This window comes from Mycobacterium scrofulaceum, assembly GCF_001667885.1.
Classification (GTDB): Bacteria; Actinomycetota; Actinomycetes; order Mycobacteriales; family Mycobacteriaceae; genus Mycobacterium; species Mycobacterium scrofulaceum_C.
The window spans coordinates 1-16,468 of the sequence record NZ_LZJW01000086.1 but is presented as its reverse complement, the minus strand read 5'-3'; the positions used below and the strand labels follow the sequence as shown (position 1 = coordinate 16,468).

The 16,468-nt window shown below is 68.5% G+C and carries 15 protein-coding genes; 7 read left to right on the top strand and 8 right to left on the bottom strand.

The window, feature by feature from the left end; genetic code table 11:
* Both A5681_RS12930 and A5681_RS12925 read right to left on the bottom strand, forming a co-directional pair.
* Window positions 1-728: DUF222 domain-containing protein (locus A5681_RS12930; RefSeq protein WP_156737962.1), on the bottom strand; the 728-nt coding region annotated here is incomplete at its 3' end.
* A gap of 178 nt (window positions 729-906) precedes the next feature.
* Window positions 907-1,362 carry a hypothetical protein gene (locus A5681_RS12925; protein WP_067274825.1) on the bottom strand — a complete coding sequence of 152 codons (456 nt, stop codon included), beginning with the start codon at window positions 1,360-1,362 and terminating at the stop codon, window positions 907-909.
* 158 nt (window positions 1,363-1,520) lie between these two features.
* Between A5681_RS12925 and A5681_RS12920 the strand changes: the two genes are divergently transcribed.
* Window positions 1,521-1,892: a hypothetical protein gene (locus A5681_RS12920; protein ID WP_156737961.1), complete on the top strand. Its 372-nt coding sequence runs from the start codon at window positions 1,521-1,523 to the stop codon at window positions 1,890-1,892.
* Window position 1,893: 1 nt separating this feature from the next.
* Here A5681_RS12920 and A5681_RS12915 read toward each other — a convergent pair whose 3' ends face one another.
* Window positions 1,894-3,540: an acetolactate synthase large subunit gene (locus A5681_RS12915; RefSeq protein ID WP_067274817.1), complete on the bottom strand. Its 1,647-nt coding sequence runs from the start codon at window positions 3,538-3,540 to the stop codon at window positions 1,894-1,896.
* 79 nt (window positions 3,541-3,619) lie between these two features.
* Between A5681_RS12915 and A5681_RS12910 the strand changes: the two genes are divergently transcribed.
* A complete protein-coding gene (locus A5681_RS12910; protein WP_067274814.1) occupies window positions 3,620-5,038 on the top strand; it encodes an NADP-dependent succinic semialdehyde dehydrogenase in 1,419 nt (472 codons plus the stop codon).
* Window positions 5,039-5,047: 9 nt separating this feature from the next.
* Here A5681_RS12910 and A5681_RS12905 read toward each other — a convergent pair whose 3' ends face one another.
* The 3 genes from A5681_RS12905 to A5681_RS12895 form a co-directional block, all read right to left on the bottom strand.
* Window positions 5,048-5,989, bottom strand: a complete 942-nt coding sequence (locus A5681_RS12905) for a R2-like ligand-binding oxidase (RefSeq protein ID WP_067274810.1) — start codon at window positions 5,987-5,989, stop codon at window positions 5,048-5,050.
* Window positions 5,986-6,690, bottom strand: coding sequence for a TetR/AcrR family transcriptional regulator (locus A5681_RS12900; RefSeq protein ID WP_067274807.1), 705 nt, complete (start codon window positions 6,688-6,690; stop codon window positions 5,986-5,988). Before A5681_RS12900 ends, A5681_RS12905 begins: the two co-directional genes overlap by 4 nt.
* A 141-nt stretch (window positions 6,691-6,831) precedes the next feature.
* Entirely contained in the window at window positions 6,832-8,541 is a 1,710-nt protein-coding gene (locus tag A5681_RS12895; RefSeq protein ID WP_067274804.1) for an acyl-CoA dehydrogenase family protein, read from the bottom strand.
* A 124-nt stretch (window positions 8,542-8,665) separates the two neighbouring features.
* On the opposite strand from A5681_RS12895, the gene A5681_RS12890 reads away from it, so the two are divergent.
* From A5681_RS12890 to A5681_RS12880, 3 genes are read left to right on the top strand one after another with little or no spacing between them, the layout of a single operon-like run.
* Window positions 8,666-9,646 (top strand): phosphotriesterase, encoded by a 981-nt coding sequence (locus A5681_RS12890; protein ID WP_067274801.1) that lies wholly within the window; start codon window positions 8,666-8,668, stop codon window positions 9,644-9,646.
* Window positions 9,639-11,129, top strand: coding sequence for an AMP-binding protein (locus A5681_RS12885; protein WP_067274798.1), 1,491 nt, complete (start codon window positions 9,639-9,641; stop codon window positions 11,127-11,129). Before A5681_RS12890 ends, A5681_RS12885 begins: the two co-directional genes overlap by 8 nt.
* Before the next feature lie 44 nt (window positions 11,130-11,173).
* On the top strand, window positions 11,174-11,650 hold the full coding sequence (locus tag A5681_RS12880) for a YbjN domain-containing protein (RefSeq protein ID WP_067274795.1): 477 nt from the start codon (window positions 11,174-11,176) through the stop codon (window positions 11,648-11,650).
* Here A5681_RS12880 and A5681_RS12875 read toward each other — a convergent pair.
* Window positions 11,647-12,828, bottom strand: a complete 1,182-nt coding sequence (locus A5681_RS12875) for an acyltransferase family protein (protein ID WP_156737960.1) — start codon at window positions 12,826-12,828, stop codon at window positions 11,647-11,649. The genes A5681_RS12880 and A5681_RS12875 overlap by 4 nt on opposite strands.
* 165 nt (window positions 12,829-12,993) lie before the next feature.
* On the opposite strand from A5681_RS12875, the gene A5681_RS12870 reads away from it, so the two are divergent.
* Both A5681_RS12870 and A5681_RS12865 read left to right on the top strand, forming a co-directional pair.
* Window positions 12,994-14,271: a DUF3068 domain-containing protein gene (locus tag A5681_RS12870; protein WP_197498593.1), complete on the top strand. Its 1,278-nt coding sequence runs from the start codon at window positions 12,994-12,996 to the stop codon at window positions 14,269-14,271.
* A gap of 8 nt (window positions 14,272-14,279) precedes the next feature.
* Window positions 14,280-16,022: a hypothetical protein gene (locus tag A5681_RS12865; protein WP_067274788.1), complete on the top strand. Its 1,743-nt coding sequence runs from the start codon at window positions 14,280-14,282 to the stop codon at window positions 16,020-16,022.
* Between the two features lie 38 nt (window positions 16,023-16,060).
* Here the strand turns inward: A5681_RS12865 and A5681_RS12860 are convergent.
* A partial coding sequence (locus A5681_RS12860; protein ID WP_156737959.1) for a glycosyltransferase family 4 protein occupies window positions 16,061-16,468 on the bottom strand: 408 nt, incomplete at its 5' end.

Sequence of the window (16,468 nt, the reverse complement as noted above, 5' to 3'; positions counted from 1 at the left end):
CAGGGGGTGTCGTCGGCCGGGTTGCACATGCCCGGGGCGGCGAGTTTGGCCAGCACCGCCTCGAGGGTGGCGCGGGCTTCGGGGGTGAGCAGGCCGCGTAGCTCGGACATGCCGTCGGGGCCTTGCTTGCTCAGGGTCAGGCCGCGGCGCCGGGCGCGCTCGGCGTCGGTGTAGCGGCCGTCGGGGTTCAGGCAGTCGGCGATGTGCGCGGCCAGCGCGGCCAATTGTTCGGGCCGGTAGTGCGTTCCGTGGGTGGCCAGGTCGGCCTCGGCGGCGGCGCGGGTGGCGGCATCGACCCAGCCGGGCAGCCGGTGGAAGAACTGGCGGATCACCGCCACCTGCCCGGCACCGAGCTTTCCCTCTCGCTGGGCGGCCGCGGTGACCGGCAGCATCGGCTCGAGCGGTTCCCCGGTCAGCCCATGCCGCGGGCCCAAATCCACCGCCTCCTTGACCCGCCGCGACGCCTCGGCCCGGCTGATCAACGTCGCCTCGGCGACCGCATGCGCCAGCGTGCCGCCCAACTCCTCGGGGGTGGCTTGATGGGCCAGGTTGTTGATCAGCGGATGCTCCAGCGCCGGCAACTGGCGGCGCACCTGCTCGCAGCGTTCCAGCATCGCCAGCTGCTGCTGCACCGTCATCGCGTCCACCGGCAGCGCGCGGGCGCGGGCCAACACGCAATCCAAGTCATCGAACACCGCCTCGGCGTCGGGATGACCACTAAAACTCATACCGCCAAACTAGCCACCCCCACCGACAAAAACGGCCCCAAAAACCGCCACAGATGCACACTCAAAAAATCGGCGCCAAAAATTTTGGAATTCGTTTGGTGCGAAGAATCGGGGGCCTTGGTCAGCAGCGAAATATTGTGGGCATTGATGAGGCGCAAGAGATTTGGACGACAGGCCCTCAACTGAGGTCGTCGACCAGAATGTCATTGACCGCCCGCAGATCCTCGATTGCCTGGTGCACGAAGGCATCCGTCCGCTCGAGATCCTCCGGGCTGGTGTTCGGCCCCAGTGTCATGCACAGGTGCATCGCGGTGTGAAAGTCGTTGATCTCGTTCTGCAGCGCGCTCGTCAGGGCGGGGTCCGGCGTGGGCAGATGGGCCTGGAGGCCGACGACCTGTTCGTCGTGCACCGCCGAACATGCCGAGCGCAGGGCGTTCAGGTCGTTGGCTTCGATGGCGTCGACCGCCGCCTGCATGAACTTCTTCGTATTGGCCAGGTGCTCTTGAGCCTGCGAATACCACTCCGCAACGCCGGGGTAGACGGCACCCGCGTTCCCCGCCGACGCCACCGTGAACAGAGCCGCCGCGACAGCGACACCACCCAAGCGCTGGCTAACCTGCCGGACCCGACTCATGTCTCAAGGCTCCGCGCCCGGCGACCCGGTCGATAGGGCCTTCCGTCACGCGGGGAGTGCGTCCCAGGGACGATGTGAGGACTTAAGCCCCTCCCCCCGCCCGCCGGCCGGGCACAAGCATGGATCGTGGCTGCAACCGGCACCCGAAGGAGCCGAGCATGAGACCAGCGATCGCGGGGTTGGCAACGGTGCTCACGCTGTCCGGGGCGCTGTGGACGGCGGACTTCATGCTCGGTGTCGGCGCCGCCCATGCGGTTTGCTCGACGAACAACGGCGGTAACCAGCCGCCGGAGTGCGCCCCGCCCGAGGGACCGCCGGGCTGCTACACCTCACACATCTGCAGCCAGATGTGGTGCCCGAACGTGGGCCAGATGCGGCGGATGCCGGACTGGGACATGAACGTTTGCCACACCTATTACTTCGCCCCCGACTCCGGCCTGCCCGCGCTCATTGTCCAGGGACAGCCGCCGGGCCTGCGGTTGCCGCCGAACACGGGCGTCTGCCCGCCCCTGGCCTGGATGTGCCCGTGAATCAGAGCGTCTCGTCGAGCTCGCCGAGCCGATCGGTCAACCGCAAGTTCTCCGAATAGTCGACGGGGCAGGCAATCACCGAGACGCCGTCATCCGCCAAAGCGGTTTGCAGCGTCGGTAACAATTCCTCGGCGCTATTGATCCGATATCCCTTGGCGCCAAAGCTTTCCGCGTACTTCACCACGTCGGGGTTGCCGAACTTCACGTAGTAGTGGGCGCCGAGTTCGAGGTCCATCTTCCACTCGATCAGGCCGTAACCGCCGTCCTCCCAGATCAGCACGACCAGCGGTATCCGCTCGCGAACGGCGGTCTCGATCTCCTGCGAGTTCATCAGGAACGCGCCGTCCCCGACGACCGCGAGCACCTTCGAATCGGGCCGCGCCAGCTTCACACCCAACGCGCCGGGCAGCGCAAATCCCATGGTCGACAAGCCGTTTGACACCAGGCAGGTGTTGCACTCGTACGTCGGGTAGAGCCGGGCCATCCACATCTTGGTGGCGCCGGTGTCGACCAGGACCACGTCGCTGCGGCCTAGCGCCGCGCGGGTGTCGGCCACCACCCGCGCCGGGGCCAGCGGATAACGTGAATCCTCTTGCCCGCGAGTGAATTCCTCGGCGAGCAGGCCGTGGCCAGGAACCTCCGGATCGGCCTCGTAGGCGTGGCCATCCAGCCCGTCGGTCAGCGCGTTCAACGAGGCGCTGATGTCGCCGATGATCCCGACGTCCACCGAATAGTGCGCGTCCACCTCGGCCGGAAACCGGTGGATGTGGATGATCTTCTTGTCCGCCTGCGGGTTGATCCGGACGGGGTCGAACTCCTGCAGTTCGTACCCGACAGTGATCACCACGTCGGCGTTGTCGAAGCCGAAGTTCACGTAGTCATGCCGCATGAACCCCAGCGTCCCGATGCTGTTGGGATGATCGTCGGGCATCACACCTTTGCCATGGAAAGTGTTGGCGACGGGGATGCCGAATTCCTCGGAGAACCGCACCAGGGCCGCGGTGGCGTTGCCGCGGGCGGCACCGTGTCCGGCCAGCACCACCGGCCGCTTGGCCTGGCGCAGGATGTCGACCGCGCGCTGCACCTGACCGGGTGCGGGCGCGTCGGCGCGAACGACGTTGCGCGGCAATGGCGTCAGGTCATAGTCGGTCTCGTCGACGTCGATGTGCTCGGGCACCGCGAGGTAGACGGCGGCCGGGCGCTCGGTCTCGGCGACCTTGAACGCCTTGCGGAACATCTCGGGGATGGCGCGCGCGGTGGGGATGCCGGCGGCCCACCGCGTGATGGGCGCGAACATCGACACCAGGTCGACGTACTGGTGCGACTCCTTGAACTCCCGGTCGTGGCCGACCTGAGCGGAGATGGCGACCAGCGGGGTGCTGTTGGTGGTGGCGTCGGCCACCCCGAGTTGCATGTTGATCGCGCCGGGGCCCAGGGTGCTCGACACCACCGCCGCCCGCCCCGTGACCCGCCCGTACATCTCGGCCATGAAGGCCGCGGCCTGCTCGTGCCGGGTGAGCACGTAACGGATGCTCGACGAAGCCAGCGCCTGCACGAAGCGGATGTTCTCCTCCCCCGGCAGGCCGAAGACCACGGAAACGCCCTCGTTTTCCAGGCACTTGACCATCAGCTCGGCCGCTTTACTCATCCGGCACCTCCCTTGAGGGAACGATAGTGGCAGGCTGGGTGTTGAACCTCTTACCAACCCCGAAGCGAAGGATTGCAGCGTGCCCATCGCCACGATCAACCCGGCCACCGGCGAGACGGTGAAGACCTTCACCCCGGCAACCGACGAGGAAGTCGACGCGGCCATCGCCCGCGCGTACGCCCGGTTCCAGGACTACCGCCATAACACCACCTTTGCCCAGCGCGCGCAGTGGGCAAACGCGACCGCCGACCTCTTGGAGAAGGAGGCCGACGATGTCGCCGCGATGATGACCTTGGAGATGGGTAAGACGCTGAAGTCGGCCAAGGCCGAGGCACTCAAGTGCGCCAAGGGCTTTCGTTACTACGCGGAGAACGCCGAGCAGCTGCTGGCCGACGAGCCGGCCGACGCGCAGGCGGTCGGCGCCAAGCGGGCCTACACCCACTACCAGCCGCTCGGGGTGGTTCTGGCCATCATGCCGTGGAACTTCCCGCTGTGGCAGGCCGTCCGGTTCGCCGCTCCGGCGCTGATGGCCGGCAACGTCGGGATCCTCAAGCACGCCTCGAACGTGCCGCAGTCCGCGCTCTACCTGGCCGACGTGATCGCCCGCGGCGGCTTCCCGGAGGGCTGTTTCCAGACGCTGCTGGTCTCCTCCAGTGCCGTCGAGCGCATCCTGCGCGACCCGCGGGTGGCGGCCGCGACCCTGACCGGCAGCGAGCCGGCCGGGCAGTCGGTCGCCGCAATCGCCGGCGACGAGATCAAGCCCACCGTGCTCGAGCTCGGCGGCAGCGACCCGTTCATCGTGATGCCGTCGGCGAACCTGGACGAGGCCGCCAAGACGGCGGTCACCGCGCGCGTTCAGAACAACGGCCAGTCCTGCATCGCGGCGAAGCGGTTCATCATTCACACCGACATCTACGACGCGTTCGTCGACAAGTTCACCGAGCGGATGCAGGCGCTCAAGGTCGGCGATCCGACCGACCCGGACACCGACGTGGGCCCGCTGGCCACCGAGTCCGGCCGCGACGACATCGCCAAGCAGGTCGACGACGCGGCCGCCGAGGGCGCCACGATCCGGCTCGGCGGCAAGCCCATCGACGGGCCGGGGTGGTTCTACCCGCCGACGGTGGTCACCGACATCACCAAGGACATGGCGCTCTACACCGAAGAGGTGTTCGGCCCGGTGGCGTCGATGTACCGGGCGAAGGACATCGACGAAGCGATCGAGATCGCCAACGCCACCACGTTCGGGCTGGGGTCCAACGCCTGGACCAATGACGAGGCCGAGCAACAGCGCTTCATCGACGACATCGAGGCCGGCCAGGTCTTCATCAACGGCATGACGGTGTCCTACCCCGAGCTGGGCTTCGGCGGCGTCAAGCGGTCCGGTTACGGCCGCGAACTCGCCGGCCTCGGTATCCGCGCCTTCGTCAACGCCAAGACGGTGTGGGTCGGCGACGACGACGCCGGGGACGCCGCCGGCGGCAGCAAGGTCGAATAACGCCCGCGGTCAGGCGGACGCGCCCGCCAGCGCCTTCTCGTCCTCGTCGGCGAAGGTGTCTTCCAGCTGCAGCGGCGAGTAGTCGAGGTCGATCTCTTCCAGCGGCCGCCCGCGGGCGCTGGAGATGGTGCCGAAGCGCCGCATGCCCTTGTCGGCCGCGTACTGCATGAACTCGTCCACCGACAGGCCGAACGGCATCGGGTCGTACAGGGAGAAGCTCTCCTCGATGAGGCGCAACCCCAACGGCATGAGCTCGTTCATCCGTGTCTCGAAGACGCCCCAGTTGGCGTCGTCGGCCGCGACGTGACGGCGGCAGGTGAACGTGCCCCACGCCATGTGGCGCCGCTCGTCGTCGCCGATGCGCCGGACCAATTCCTGCATGCCGGGCAAAATGCCGCGCTCCACGCAGATCTTGTGCCAGCCGAAGTAGCCCGTGAGCGCTAGCATGCCCTCGACCATGTGGTTGTAGGTGACCGACGCCCGGACCTGCGCGGCCGGTGACGGGTCGACCGACAAGGCGTTGAGGGAGTCGGGCAGCTCCTCATAGAAGATCGTCCGGTAGGTGGGGATGTCGTCGAGGTACTGGTGCAGGTCGTCGGTGACGCCGACCGCGTCCAGCCACATGCGGAATACCTGGACGTGCTTGGCTTCCTCGAACGCGAACTGCGTCAGGTACATCTCGTCGCCTAACCGGCCCTCGACCCGCATCGCGGACATGAACGGCTGGATGTCCTCGGTCACCGCTTCCTCACCGGCGATGAACTCCGCGCACAGCCGGGTGGCGTAGTGGCGTTCGTCGTCCGAGAGTTGCTCCCAGTCGGCGCGGTCACGGGAGAAGTCGATGTCGGCCGGGTCCCAGAACTTCGCGTTGCCGCCGGCGAACAGCCGCAGCGGCAGGCTGTCCCAGTTGAGTCCCCCTCGAACCATCGAGTTCGTATGCGTGCGTGTCATGAGACCTCCTCGGATTGTTGTGGAGCTGTGGGGACGGGCGGGCGCGGGTCCGCTTTTGTCGAAGCAGCGAAGGCGGCGGCCAGCACACCGACGAGCCGGCGCACGGCCAGGGCCGGCTGCTCCGGGGTGGGTTCGTCGAGCCCGAGAACGGGGTCCAGGCCGCGCATGTAGGGCGCCAGCGCGAGGTGCGGAAAGATCAAGAGCAGCAACGACAACAGCGCGTCGGTGTCCGAGTCGGCGCGCAGATCGCCGCGCTCCTTCGCCTCGCGAACGAGCGGCCGCATCACTTCCAGGTAGTGCCGGTGGATGACGTTCTGCACGCTGACGCGGGCCTCGGTGTCGACTTCCAGGGTGGCGGCGGCGTGCAGCGCCCGTTCGTGCGGGTGGTCGGCGAAGTAGGCCACCCACGCGTCGAGCCAGTCGGTCATAAAGTCGAAGAACGGCCGGCTCGGGTCCAGCTCGCGGATGCGGTCTTCCATGTACGCGCGCACCCGCTGGCTGGCGATGTCGGCGATGAACGCGAACAGGTCGCGCTTGTCCGCGAAGTACTGGAACAGGCTGCCTTTCGCGACGCCGGCCTTGCGCGCGATGACGTTGAGGCTGCCGCGGGAGAACCCGTGCGCCCCGAATTCCTGCTCCGCGGCGGCGATGATGGCGGCGCGGCGGGCGGGGTCGACCCGTGCCCAAGTCACCGTTGGCATGCGGCCTCCTAGCGTCGATGACCACTGGTCATATTACGGTGAGCTGCGTCACAGTCAAGAGGTTAGGACGTTGTCATCCTGCCGAGCGTCACGCCGGCGTGACGCCGCCTTCCGAGCGCCACGCTGGCGTGACGCTCGCGCCTAGGGCCGCATCTGGTAGGCGCCGTTGAGGGGAAGGATGTACTCCTTCCAGATCTGCGCGTAGCGGGCGGGGTCGTGGGCCGGGCGGCGGATCATGCGCGTCGCGAAGCGAGCCTGGTCGTCGGTGGTCGCGGGCTTGTCGCTCAGTTCCACGGCGTAGCCGTTGAAGTCGCGGACCAACACGGCGAAGATCCCGTCGATCAGCGTCTCGTCGACGTCCGAGAGCGCGGCCTCCTCGAGGATGAGTTGCGCGTAGGGCACCGTCGCGAACAACTGGCCAACCGCGAACGCGAAGTCGACGTCCCGCTGCTGGGCGGCGTCGGGGGTCGCGCTGGCCAACATGTCGGCGAGCACGTCGATCTGCTTGCGCAGCAACGCGACATTGGGCAGGTGGGCGAAGGCGTCGAACGGCGCGCGCCAGTCGTGGAAGCGCACCTTGCCCAGACCCCCGGTCGGCCCCTGCGCGAACAGGAACGCGTCGTCGGCCGCATCGTCGCGCCGGCCGATGATCGGCAGCTCGCCGTTCGGGGCGAACAGATAATTGGGCATGAACTTGGCCAGCAGCCCGATGTTGATGTGCACGGTGCCCTCAAGCCTTGGCAGCAAACCGATTTCGCGCGTCATGGCCTCGAAGATGGTGTCCTTCTCGACGCCCTTGGCGGCGATCACGTCCCATAGGGCGGTGATCACCCGCTCGCCTTCGCTGGTGACTTTGGCCTTGGTCAGCGGGCTGTACAGCAGGTAGCGCCGGTCGTCGGCCGACGCGCTGCGCATGTAGTCGCAGGCCCGGGTGCACACCAGCCGCATTGCCACCAGCCGCAGGTAGGCGTCGGTGAGCAGGCGCCGCACGTGGCTGAAGTCGGTGACAACGGTGCCGTACAGGACGCGATTGGAGGCATGGGTGACCGCCTCGTACATCGCGTGCGTACACATGCCGACGGCGCCCCAGCCCAGGTTGTACTTGCACACGTTGACGGTGTTGAGGGCCGCGTGGAACGCCCCTTGGCCACGGTGCAGGATGTCCGCCTCGGTGACCGGGTAGTCGCGCAGCGCATAGTTGGCGACGTAGTTCTGCGAGTTCACCACGTTCTTGATCAGGTCGTACCGATCGTGCTGGGAGTCGGCGGTGAAGAACACGTACTCGTCGGAGCCCGCGATCTTGCCGAAGGTCGACACCATCCGCGCCACGTTCGCGTTACCGATGTAGTACTTCTCGCCGCTCGCGGTCCAGCCCCCGCCAACGACACTGTCGGACGGCGTCAGAATCATGTCCGTCTGGTAGACGTCGGCGCCGTGGGTCTGCTCCGACAAGCCGAAGGCGAACACCTTGCCGGCCTCGAGCTGCGCGGCGGCCTTGCGCTTGGCGTCGGTGTTGTCGCTCATCCAGATCGGGCCCAGACCCAGCGCCGTCACCTGGAAGGGGTACCAGTAGTTCAGGCCGTAGAAGCCCACGATCTCGGCGAACTCGCTGATCCGATAGGTGTCCCAGCGGCAGTCGTCGGCGCCGTACTCGGACGGCGTCAGCAGCGAGGCGAAGATGCGCTCGCGCCCGATGTGGTCCAAAAAGTCGGAGTACCACACGCGTTCGTGGTCGTCATGCTTCAGCCGCGCCTTGCCCCGCGACTCGAAGAAGTCCACCGTCGCGGCCATGATCTCCCCCGAGCGACGGTCTGGGTATTGACGTTGCAGATGATTGGGATTGAGCAGCATGACGGGGCTCCCGCGGGTTCCGGTTGGGACGAGGGTGACGGTACTGCACCGCGGGGGCCGTCGGGGCGGACCGGAACAAATCGGCACTGTTGTCCGACCACCGAGTCGACCTAGCATCAGTCACGTGTCAGAACTCAATACCGCCCGCGGCGCCATCGATACCTCCGACCTCGGCGTGACGCTCATGCACGAGCACGTGTTCATCATGACCACAGAGATCGCGCTGAACTATCCCGAAGCCTGGGGCGACGAGGAAAAGCGCGTTGCCGACGCCGTCAATCGGCTCAACGAGTTGAAGGCCCGCGGAGTGGACACCATCGTCGACCTGACCGTGATCGGGCTGGGCCGCTACATTCCGCGCATCGCGCGCGTCGCCGCGGCGACCGACCTGAATATCGTTGTGGCGACTGGGCTTTACACCTACAACGATATCCCCTTCCGGTTCCACTATGAAGGCCCGGGCGGGTTGTTGGACGGCCCGGAGATCATGACGGAGATGTTCGTCCGCGACATCGAGCAGGGCATCGCCGACACCGGCGTCAAGGCCGGGATCCTCAAATGCGCCACCGACGAGCCCGGCATCACCCCCGGCGTCGAGCGGGTGCTGCGCGCCGTCGCGCAGGCGCACAAGCGCACCGGGGTGCCGATCTCCACCCACACCCACGCCGGCCTGCGGCGGGGACTCGAACAGCAACGCATCTTCGAAGAGGAGGGCGTCGATCTGACCCGAGTGGTCATCGGCCATTCCGGTGACAGCACCGACATCGGGTACCTCGAGGAGCTCATCGCCGCGGGCTCGTATCTCGGGATGGACCGGTTCGGCCTGGACGTGATCTCGCCGTTCGAGGAACGGGTGAAGATCGTGGCACAGATGTGCGAGCGCGGGCACGCCGACAAGATGGTGCTCTCGCACGACGCCAACTGCTATTTCGACGCGCTGCCCGAAGACCTCGTACCCCAGATGGCGCCGAACTGGCATTACCTGCACATCCACAACGACGTCATCCCCGCCCTCAAGGAGCGCGGCGTCACCGATGAGCAACTGAAGACCATGCTGGTCGACAACCCCCGCCGCATCTTCGAGCGGCAGGGCGCATATGAGTGAGCCGGTCCCGCCGATCGGCACCCAGATCGCGGCGCTGGCCGCGCTCGCGCCCGACGAGCCCGCCGTCACCTGCGACGGCCTGACGCTCACCCGCGCCGAACTCGACGCCTCGACGAACCGGTTGGCCCGCGCCTACGCCGACCGCGGCGTCGGTGTCGGCGACTACGTGACCATGGTCCTGCCCAACTCGGTGGAGTGGATCCAGGCCGCGGTGGCGTGCTGGAAGCTGGGCGCGGTGCCCCAGCCGCTGTCGGCGCGGTTGCCGGACGCGGAGCTGCAAGGGCTGCTCAACTTGCGGCCGCCGGCGCTGCTGGTGGGCCGCGAGCACCACGAAATACCCAGCGTGCCAGCCGGTTTCGCTCCCGGCCCGGAATGCTCCGACGCGCCGCTGCCGGAAGCGGTATCGCCGGTGTGGAAGGCGATGGGTTCCGGCGGCAGCACCGGCCGGCCCAAGCTCATCGAATCCGCGGGTGACACCCGGATACCGGCGGCCATCGGCTATCCGCTGGGCGCGCAGCCCGGCGACACGACGCTGGTGCCGATCCCGCTGTCGCACAACACGGGGTTCACCACGGCGACCATCGCGCTGCTGATGCGCCATCACCTCGTGGTGATGAGCCGGTTCGACCCGCACCAATTCCTGCGGCTGATCACCGACCATCGCGTCACGTTCCTGACCACGGTGCCGACGATCATGCAGCGGACGCTGCCCGTTTACCACGCGGATCCCGCGTCGTACGACCTGTCGTCGCTGCGCCGGTTCTGGCACATGGGCGCGCCGTGCCCGCCGGCGATCAAGCAGGCCTGGATCGACCTCCTGGGCCCCGAGGTCGTCTGGGAACTCTACGGCGGCACCGAATTACAGGCGCTCACCTTCATCTCCGGCGACCAGTGGCTCACCCACCGCGGCTCGGTCGGCGTGGTGGTCGCCGGGGAGATGCGGGTGCTCGACGACGACGGCAACCCGTGCCCGCCCGGCGTAGTGGGCGAGATTTACATGCGGCCCGCGCCCGGCAGCGCGCCCACCTACCGCTACGTCGGCGCCACGGCCAAGTCCCGCGATGGCTGGGATTCCCTTGGAGATCTTGGCCATTTCGACGCCGACGGCTTCCTCTACCTGTCGGACCGCCGGGTCGACATGTTCACCGTCGGGGGCCGCAACGTCTACCCCGCCGAGATCGAGAACGCCTTGTCGGCGCACCCGGATGTGCTGTCCTGTCTGGTCGTCGGTGTGCCCGACCCGAACTCGGGCGACCTGGGTCAGGTGCCCTACGCGCTGGTCCACGCGGCAGACGGTTCCGCGCTGGACGCCGCGGGCGTACAGGAATTCCTGCGCGAACGCATCGCGGGATACAAGGTGCCGCCCACCCCCGACTTCATCGAGTTCGTCGACGCCCCGTTGCGCGACGACGCCGGCAAGGCCCGGCGGTCGGCGGTGCGCGCCGAGATCATCGCGCGGCTCCAGGCGGCCGCGCCCCGCTGACGGGCACCAAGAATCCTCCAAGGCCGCGGCCCCACCATCGGGCCATGCAGATCGAACCCTTGAGCACCGAGCTGATCGAACGCTATCTGCGATCGCGTGATTTGCGGTTCTTCAGAAGCGATGACGGCGAGGAGTTCTTGATGCTGCCCAGCTACGAGCGCGGCAGGTTGCACGTGAACCTGCGGATCAACGGCCTGCGGCGGGACATCTTCGAGATCTCGATCAGCCCCGCCGGGCATTACGACGCGACCGAGCGGCCCCGGCTGATGGAACTGGTCAACGACTGGAATCGCGAAACCCATTGGCCCAAGGCGTTTGTGCGCGAGACGGCCCTGCCGAGCCAGGTGAGCGTAGTCGGCGAGAACGCTTACCTGCTGACCGACGGCATCCACGTCGAGGCGTTGGGCAATCTCGTCCGATCCACCGTCGAGTACGGGGCCGATCTGTTCAAGAAGATCGAGCGGGCCATCTGCCTGCCGTCCGCGGACACGCTCGAGGAGTGGATGGACCGCACCGGCTAGGGTGCGATCGCGTCCGCCTCCGCGTCGGCGACTTCGTCGGCTTCGGCCGGACTCTCGTGTTTCTCCCAGCGCCGCAACGCTTCTCGGCAGGGAGACTCGACCAGCCCGTAACTGACGGCCGCGATCGCCCACCCGAAGATCAGCGTCAGCACCAGCACGGAGGGCATCCGGCCGGTGAAGGCGAACGTCCCGAGCACCGGGAACACCATGGCCAGCGCGGCCAGGTGCCACACGAACAAGCCGTAGGACCACCGCCCCAACGTCACCATGACGGTGCTGCCCAGCAGCCGGTGCGGCGTGTCGATCCGATCCAGCACCAGGGGTGCGACCAACGCGAACGCCACCAGCGAGCCCGCCGCCGTCTTCACCGCGAACTGCGTTGCGGTGCCGGGAATCAGGCCCTCGGGCCCGGCCAGCGGGGAGGCCGCCAGCAGGTAAGCCAGCACGGCGACGACGGCCATCACGACACGGTGCCGCGCTAACCGCGCCGGCAGGCCGACCGGGCTGTGCACCCACTCCGCGAGCAGCATCCCGGCGGCGAACCAGGAGAAGAATGCCGGCGGCCAGTTGAGCGGATTGGTGCCCGACCCGAAATGGATGGGCACCCAGCCCCACGCCCAGCTGAGCGCCGCCAGCGCGGCGATCACCGGAACCCGCGCGCCGACCGGCAGGCGCCGAGCCAGCAGCGCCAGGATCGGCAAAGCCAGATAGAAACTGACCTCGACTGACAGGCTCCACATCTGGGTCAGCCCCCCGGTCAGGGTGAGGGGCACGTAGATCTGGGTGAGGGTCAGGTTGGCCAACCACACGGTCGGGCTGGCGTGGTCCGCGTCGGGCAGCAGCGACAGGATCACGACGACCGCCACCACGTAGGCGGGCATGATGCGCACGAACCGCGACCGCAAATAGTGGCCCGTGCGGGGCGGCGGCCGCAGGCCGCGCGCAGCGGCGGCGTGCCCGCGCCACAACAGGAATCCCGACAACGCGAAGAACACCGCGACGGCCAGATCGAAGCGGCCGAACAGCCGCCCGGACACACCGCTGGAATGCCCGGTCTGGAAGGCGACGTGCGTGACCACCACGCCCATGGCCGCGCATGCGCGCATCCCCTCCACCGCGGGCAGGAAGCTGCGGATCCCACCCACCTGTTGTCCTCCGGTCACCCCCACAGTTTGCATCTGCGGCGTTGGGGAACGAATGGGTAGACCGCAGAGCAACCGGTTGGTAAGTCGAGCCCTTACGTTCTGCTGTTAGGGTCAAACGGGTTTGCCTCGGTGCTTGCTCAGGTCGGGGTGGGTCGCGGCCGACGGCGCAAAGCGAGAGCACTAGGAGGGCACAGCAACGTGAACCGAGCAGTCATGTTGCGGTTCGCCGCATGCGGGATCATCGGACTGGGAGCCGCCCTGCTGATCGCCGCGCTGCTGTTGTCGACCTACACCACCAGCCGGATCACCAAGGTCCCGCTCGACATCGACGCCACGCTGATCAGCGACGGCACCGGAACCGCGCTCGACGCCGCGTCGCTGTCGACGGACCACGTCGTCGTCAACCAGAACGTGCCGCTGGTGTCCCAGCAGCAGATCAGCGTCGAGTCGCCGGCCAACGCCGACGTGGTCACGCTGCAGGTCGGCAGCTCGGTGCGGCGCACCGACAAGCAGAAGGACAGCGGCCTGCTGCTGGCGATCGTCGACACCGTCACCCTGAACCGCAAGACGGCGATGGCCGTCTCGGACGACACCCACGCTGGGGGCTCCGTCCAGAAGCCGCGCGCGTTCAACGACGAGAACCCGCCCACCGCGATGCCGCTGCGGCACGACGGGCTGGCCTACCGGTTCCCGTTCCACACCGAGAAGAAGACGTACCCCTACTTCGATCCGATTGCGCAGAAGCCGTTCGACGTCAACTACGACAGCCAGGAAGACGTCAACGGCCTGACCACGTACAAGTTCACCCAGAACATCGGCTACAACGCCGACGGCAAGCTGGTGGCCCCCGTGGCGTACCCGTCGCTGATGGCCGGCAACGAGGACGCCAAGCAGACCACGTCGGCGTCGATGTGGGGCATCCAGGGCGGTGACCCGAACGAACAGATCACGATGACCCGGTACTACGCCGCGCAGCGCACCTTCTGGGTGGACCCGGTGTCGGGCACCATCGTCAAGGAGACCGAGCACGCCAACCACTACTTCGCCCGCGACCCGCTCAAGCCGGAGCTGACGCTGGCCGACTACAAGGTGACCTCCAACCAGGACACCGTCGAGTCGCAGGTCAACGCGGCCCGCGACGAGCGCGACCGGCTCTCGTTGTGGTCGCGGGTGCTGCCGATCACCTTCACCGCGGTCGGGCTGATCGCGCTGGTCGCCGGCGGCCTGCTCGCCTCATTCAGCCTGCGCACCGAGAGCGCGTTGACCGATCCCGGCCTGGACCGGGGTGACCAGGACTTCTTCGGCCGCAGCGGGCTCGAGGAGCCGGTTCCCGGCGCCGAGGCCGAGACCGAGAAGCTGCCCACGCAGCGCCCCACGGCGCGCGAAGATCCCGGCGCGGAACCGCCCACCCTCGGCTCCGACGACCCACCCGAGTCCGGGCCGCCCGAGCCCACCAGCCCGCCCGAACGGGAATAGCCCGCCGCGTGCGCTGGACCCGGCCCGGGTACGCGCTGGTCTTGGCGCTGCTGGTGGTCGGACCGCTGCTCAAGCCCGGCTATTTGCTGCTGCGCGATGCGGTTTCGACGCCGCGGTCGTATGTGTCGGATACCGCCCTGGGGCTGACGGCGGCGCCGCGGGCGGCGCCGCAAGACTTCGCGGTGGCGTTGGCCTCGCATGTGCTCGACGGCGGCGTCGTGGTCAAGGCGCTGCTGGTGCTGGGCCTGTGGCTCGCCGGATGGGGCGCGGCCCGGCTGGTCGCGACGGCGCTGCCGGACGCGGGTATGGCCGGCCAGTTCGTCGCCACCACCCTGGCGATCTGGAATCCTTACGTCGCCGAGCGGCTGCTGCAGGGCCACTGGAGCCTGCTGGTCGGCTACGGCTGCCTGCCCTGGGTCGCGACGGCCATGCTGACGCTGCGGGCGGGCGCCGGCTCGTTCTTCGGGTTGGCCTTCTGGATCGCGCTGGCCGGGCTGACGCCGACAGGTCTGTTGCTCGCAGCGACGGTCGGCCTCGTCTGCGCCGCCGGCCCTGGGGCGGGCCGGCCCCGCTGGCTGTGCGCCACGGTGGCGCTGGGCGCCGCGCTGGTGGCGGCGCTGCCCTGGCTGACCGCGGCGGTCCTGGGCGCGTCCCTGGCCGCCCACACGGTCGCGAACACGTTGGGGGTCGCCGCGTTCGCCCCGCGCGCCGAGCCGGGCCTCGGGACGCTCGCCAGCCTGGCCGGCCTCGGCGGGATCTGGAACGGCGAGGCCGTGCCGATCTCGCGGACCACCCTGTTCGCGGTGGCGTCGACCGTGGTGCTGCTGGGCATCGCGGCCGCCGGGTTGCCGACGGTGCTGCGCCGCCAGGCGGTGCGTCCACTGCTGGCGTTGGCGGCGGCGGCCGTTCTGGTGCCGGCCGCGTTGGCCACCGGCCCGGGGCTGCATCTTTTGGCCGCGGTGGTTGACGCCGTGCCCGGCTTCGGGGTGCTGCGCGACGGGCAGAAATGGGTGGCGCTGGCGGTACCGGGATACGCCCTGGCGGGCGCGGGCGCGGTGGTGACGCTGCAGAGGTGGCTGTGGCCGGCGATCACGGCGCCGGTCTGCTGCCTCGCGCTGATCTTCGCGCTGCCCGACCTCGCCTGGGGCGTATGGGGCCAGGTGTCGCCGGTGCAGTATCCGCGCGGGTGGGCCGCGGTGGCCGCCGCGATCAACGAACGGCCCGCGACGGTGGCGGTGTTGCCGGCCGGCACCATGCGGCTCTACGGCTGGTCGGGCCGCGCCCCGGTGTTGGATCCGCTGCCCCGCTGGGTGCGCGCGGACGTGCTGAGCACCGGCGACCTGGCCATCTCGGGGACCATCGTTCCCGGCGAGGGCAGCCGCGCCCGAGCGGTGCAGCAGTTGCTGCTGGCCGGGCCCGATCCGGCCGCGCTGGCCCCGGCCGGGGTGGGCTGGCTGGTCGTGGAGTCGGACACCGCCGGCGACATGGGCGCGTCGGCCCGCACCCTCGATGCGCTGACGCCGGTCTACCGCGACGACGACATCGCGCTCTACCGGATCGGCGGCGACACCCCCGGGGTGGCCGCGGGCGCGCGCACGGCGACGCTGCTCGCGCATCTGGCGTGGCTGGCGGCGCTGCTGGTGGGCGGGGCCAGCGCGCTGGTGAGCGCGTGGCGCTCGCGGTTAGCCCCAGCGATTCCGCGACACTTAAACGACGGCGACGACACGCCGACAAAGGCCGCCAAGGATTAAGTCTCGCGGGGTGGCTTTCGCGGGGTGGAGTCTTGGCGCTACACCACGCCGCTGACCCGGTGGCCCGTCCGCACGGCGTCGAGGACGGTGCGCATGGCGTCGGCGCTTTGCCGCCACGAGAATTCACCGCTTCGGGTGTGGGCCTTGGCGCCGAGCTGGTCGCGCAGCACCGGGTCGGAAAGCAGCTCTTCGAGCCGGTCCACCAACTCGGCGTGGGTGTCGACCAGGATCCCGGTCACCTCGTCGACGATCGAGTCCGACAGGCCGCCCGACGATCGGTAACCGATGGTCGGCACCCGGTGCTGGGCCGCCTCGACGACCGCCAGACCCCAACCCTCCTTGCGCGACGGCAGCAGCTGCACCCAAGAGCTCTGCAGCACATGGTGTTTGGTCACGTCGTCGACGTGACCGTGGAAGGTCACCGCGCCCGAGATGCCCAGCCGGCC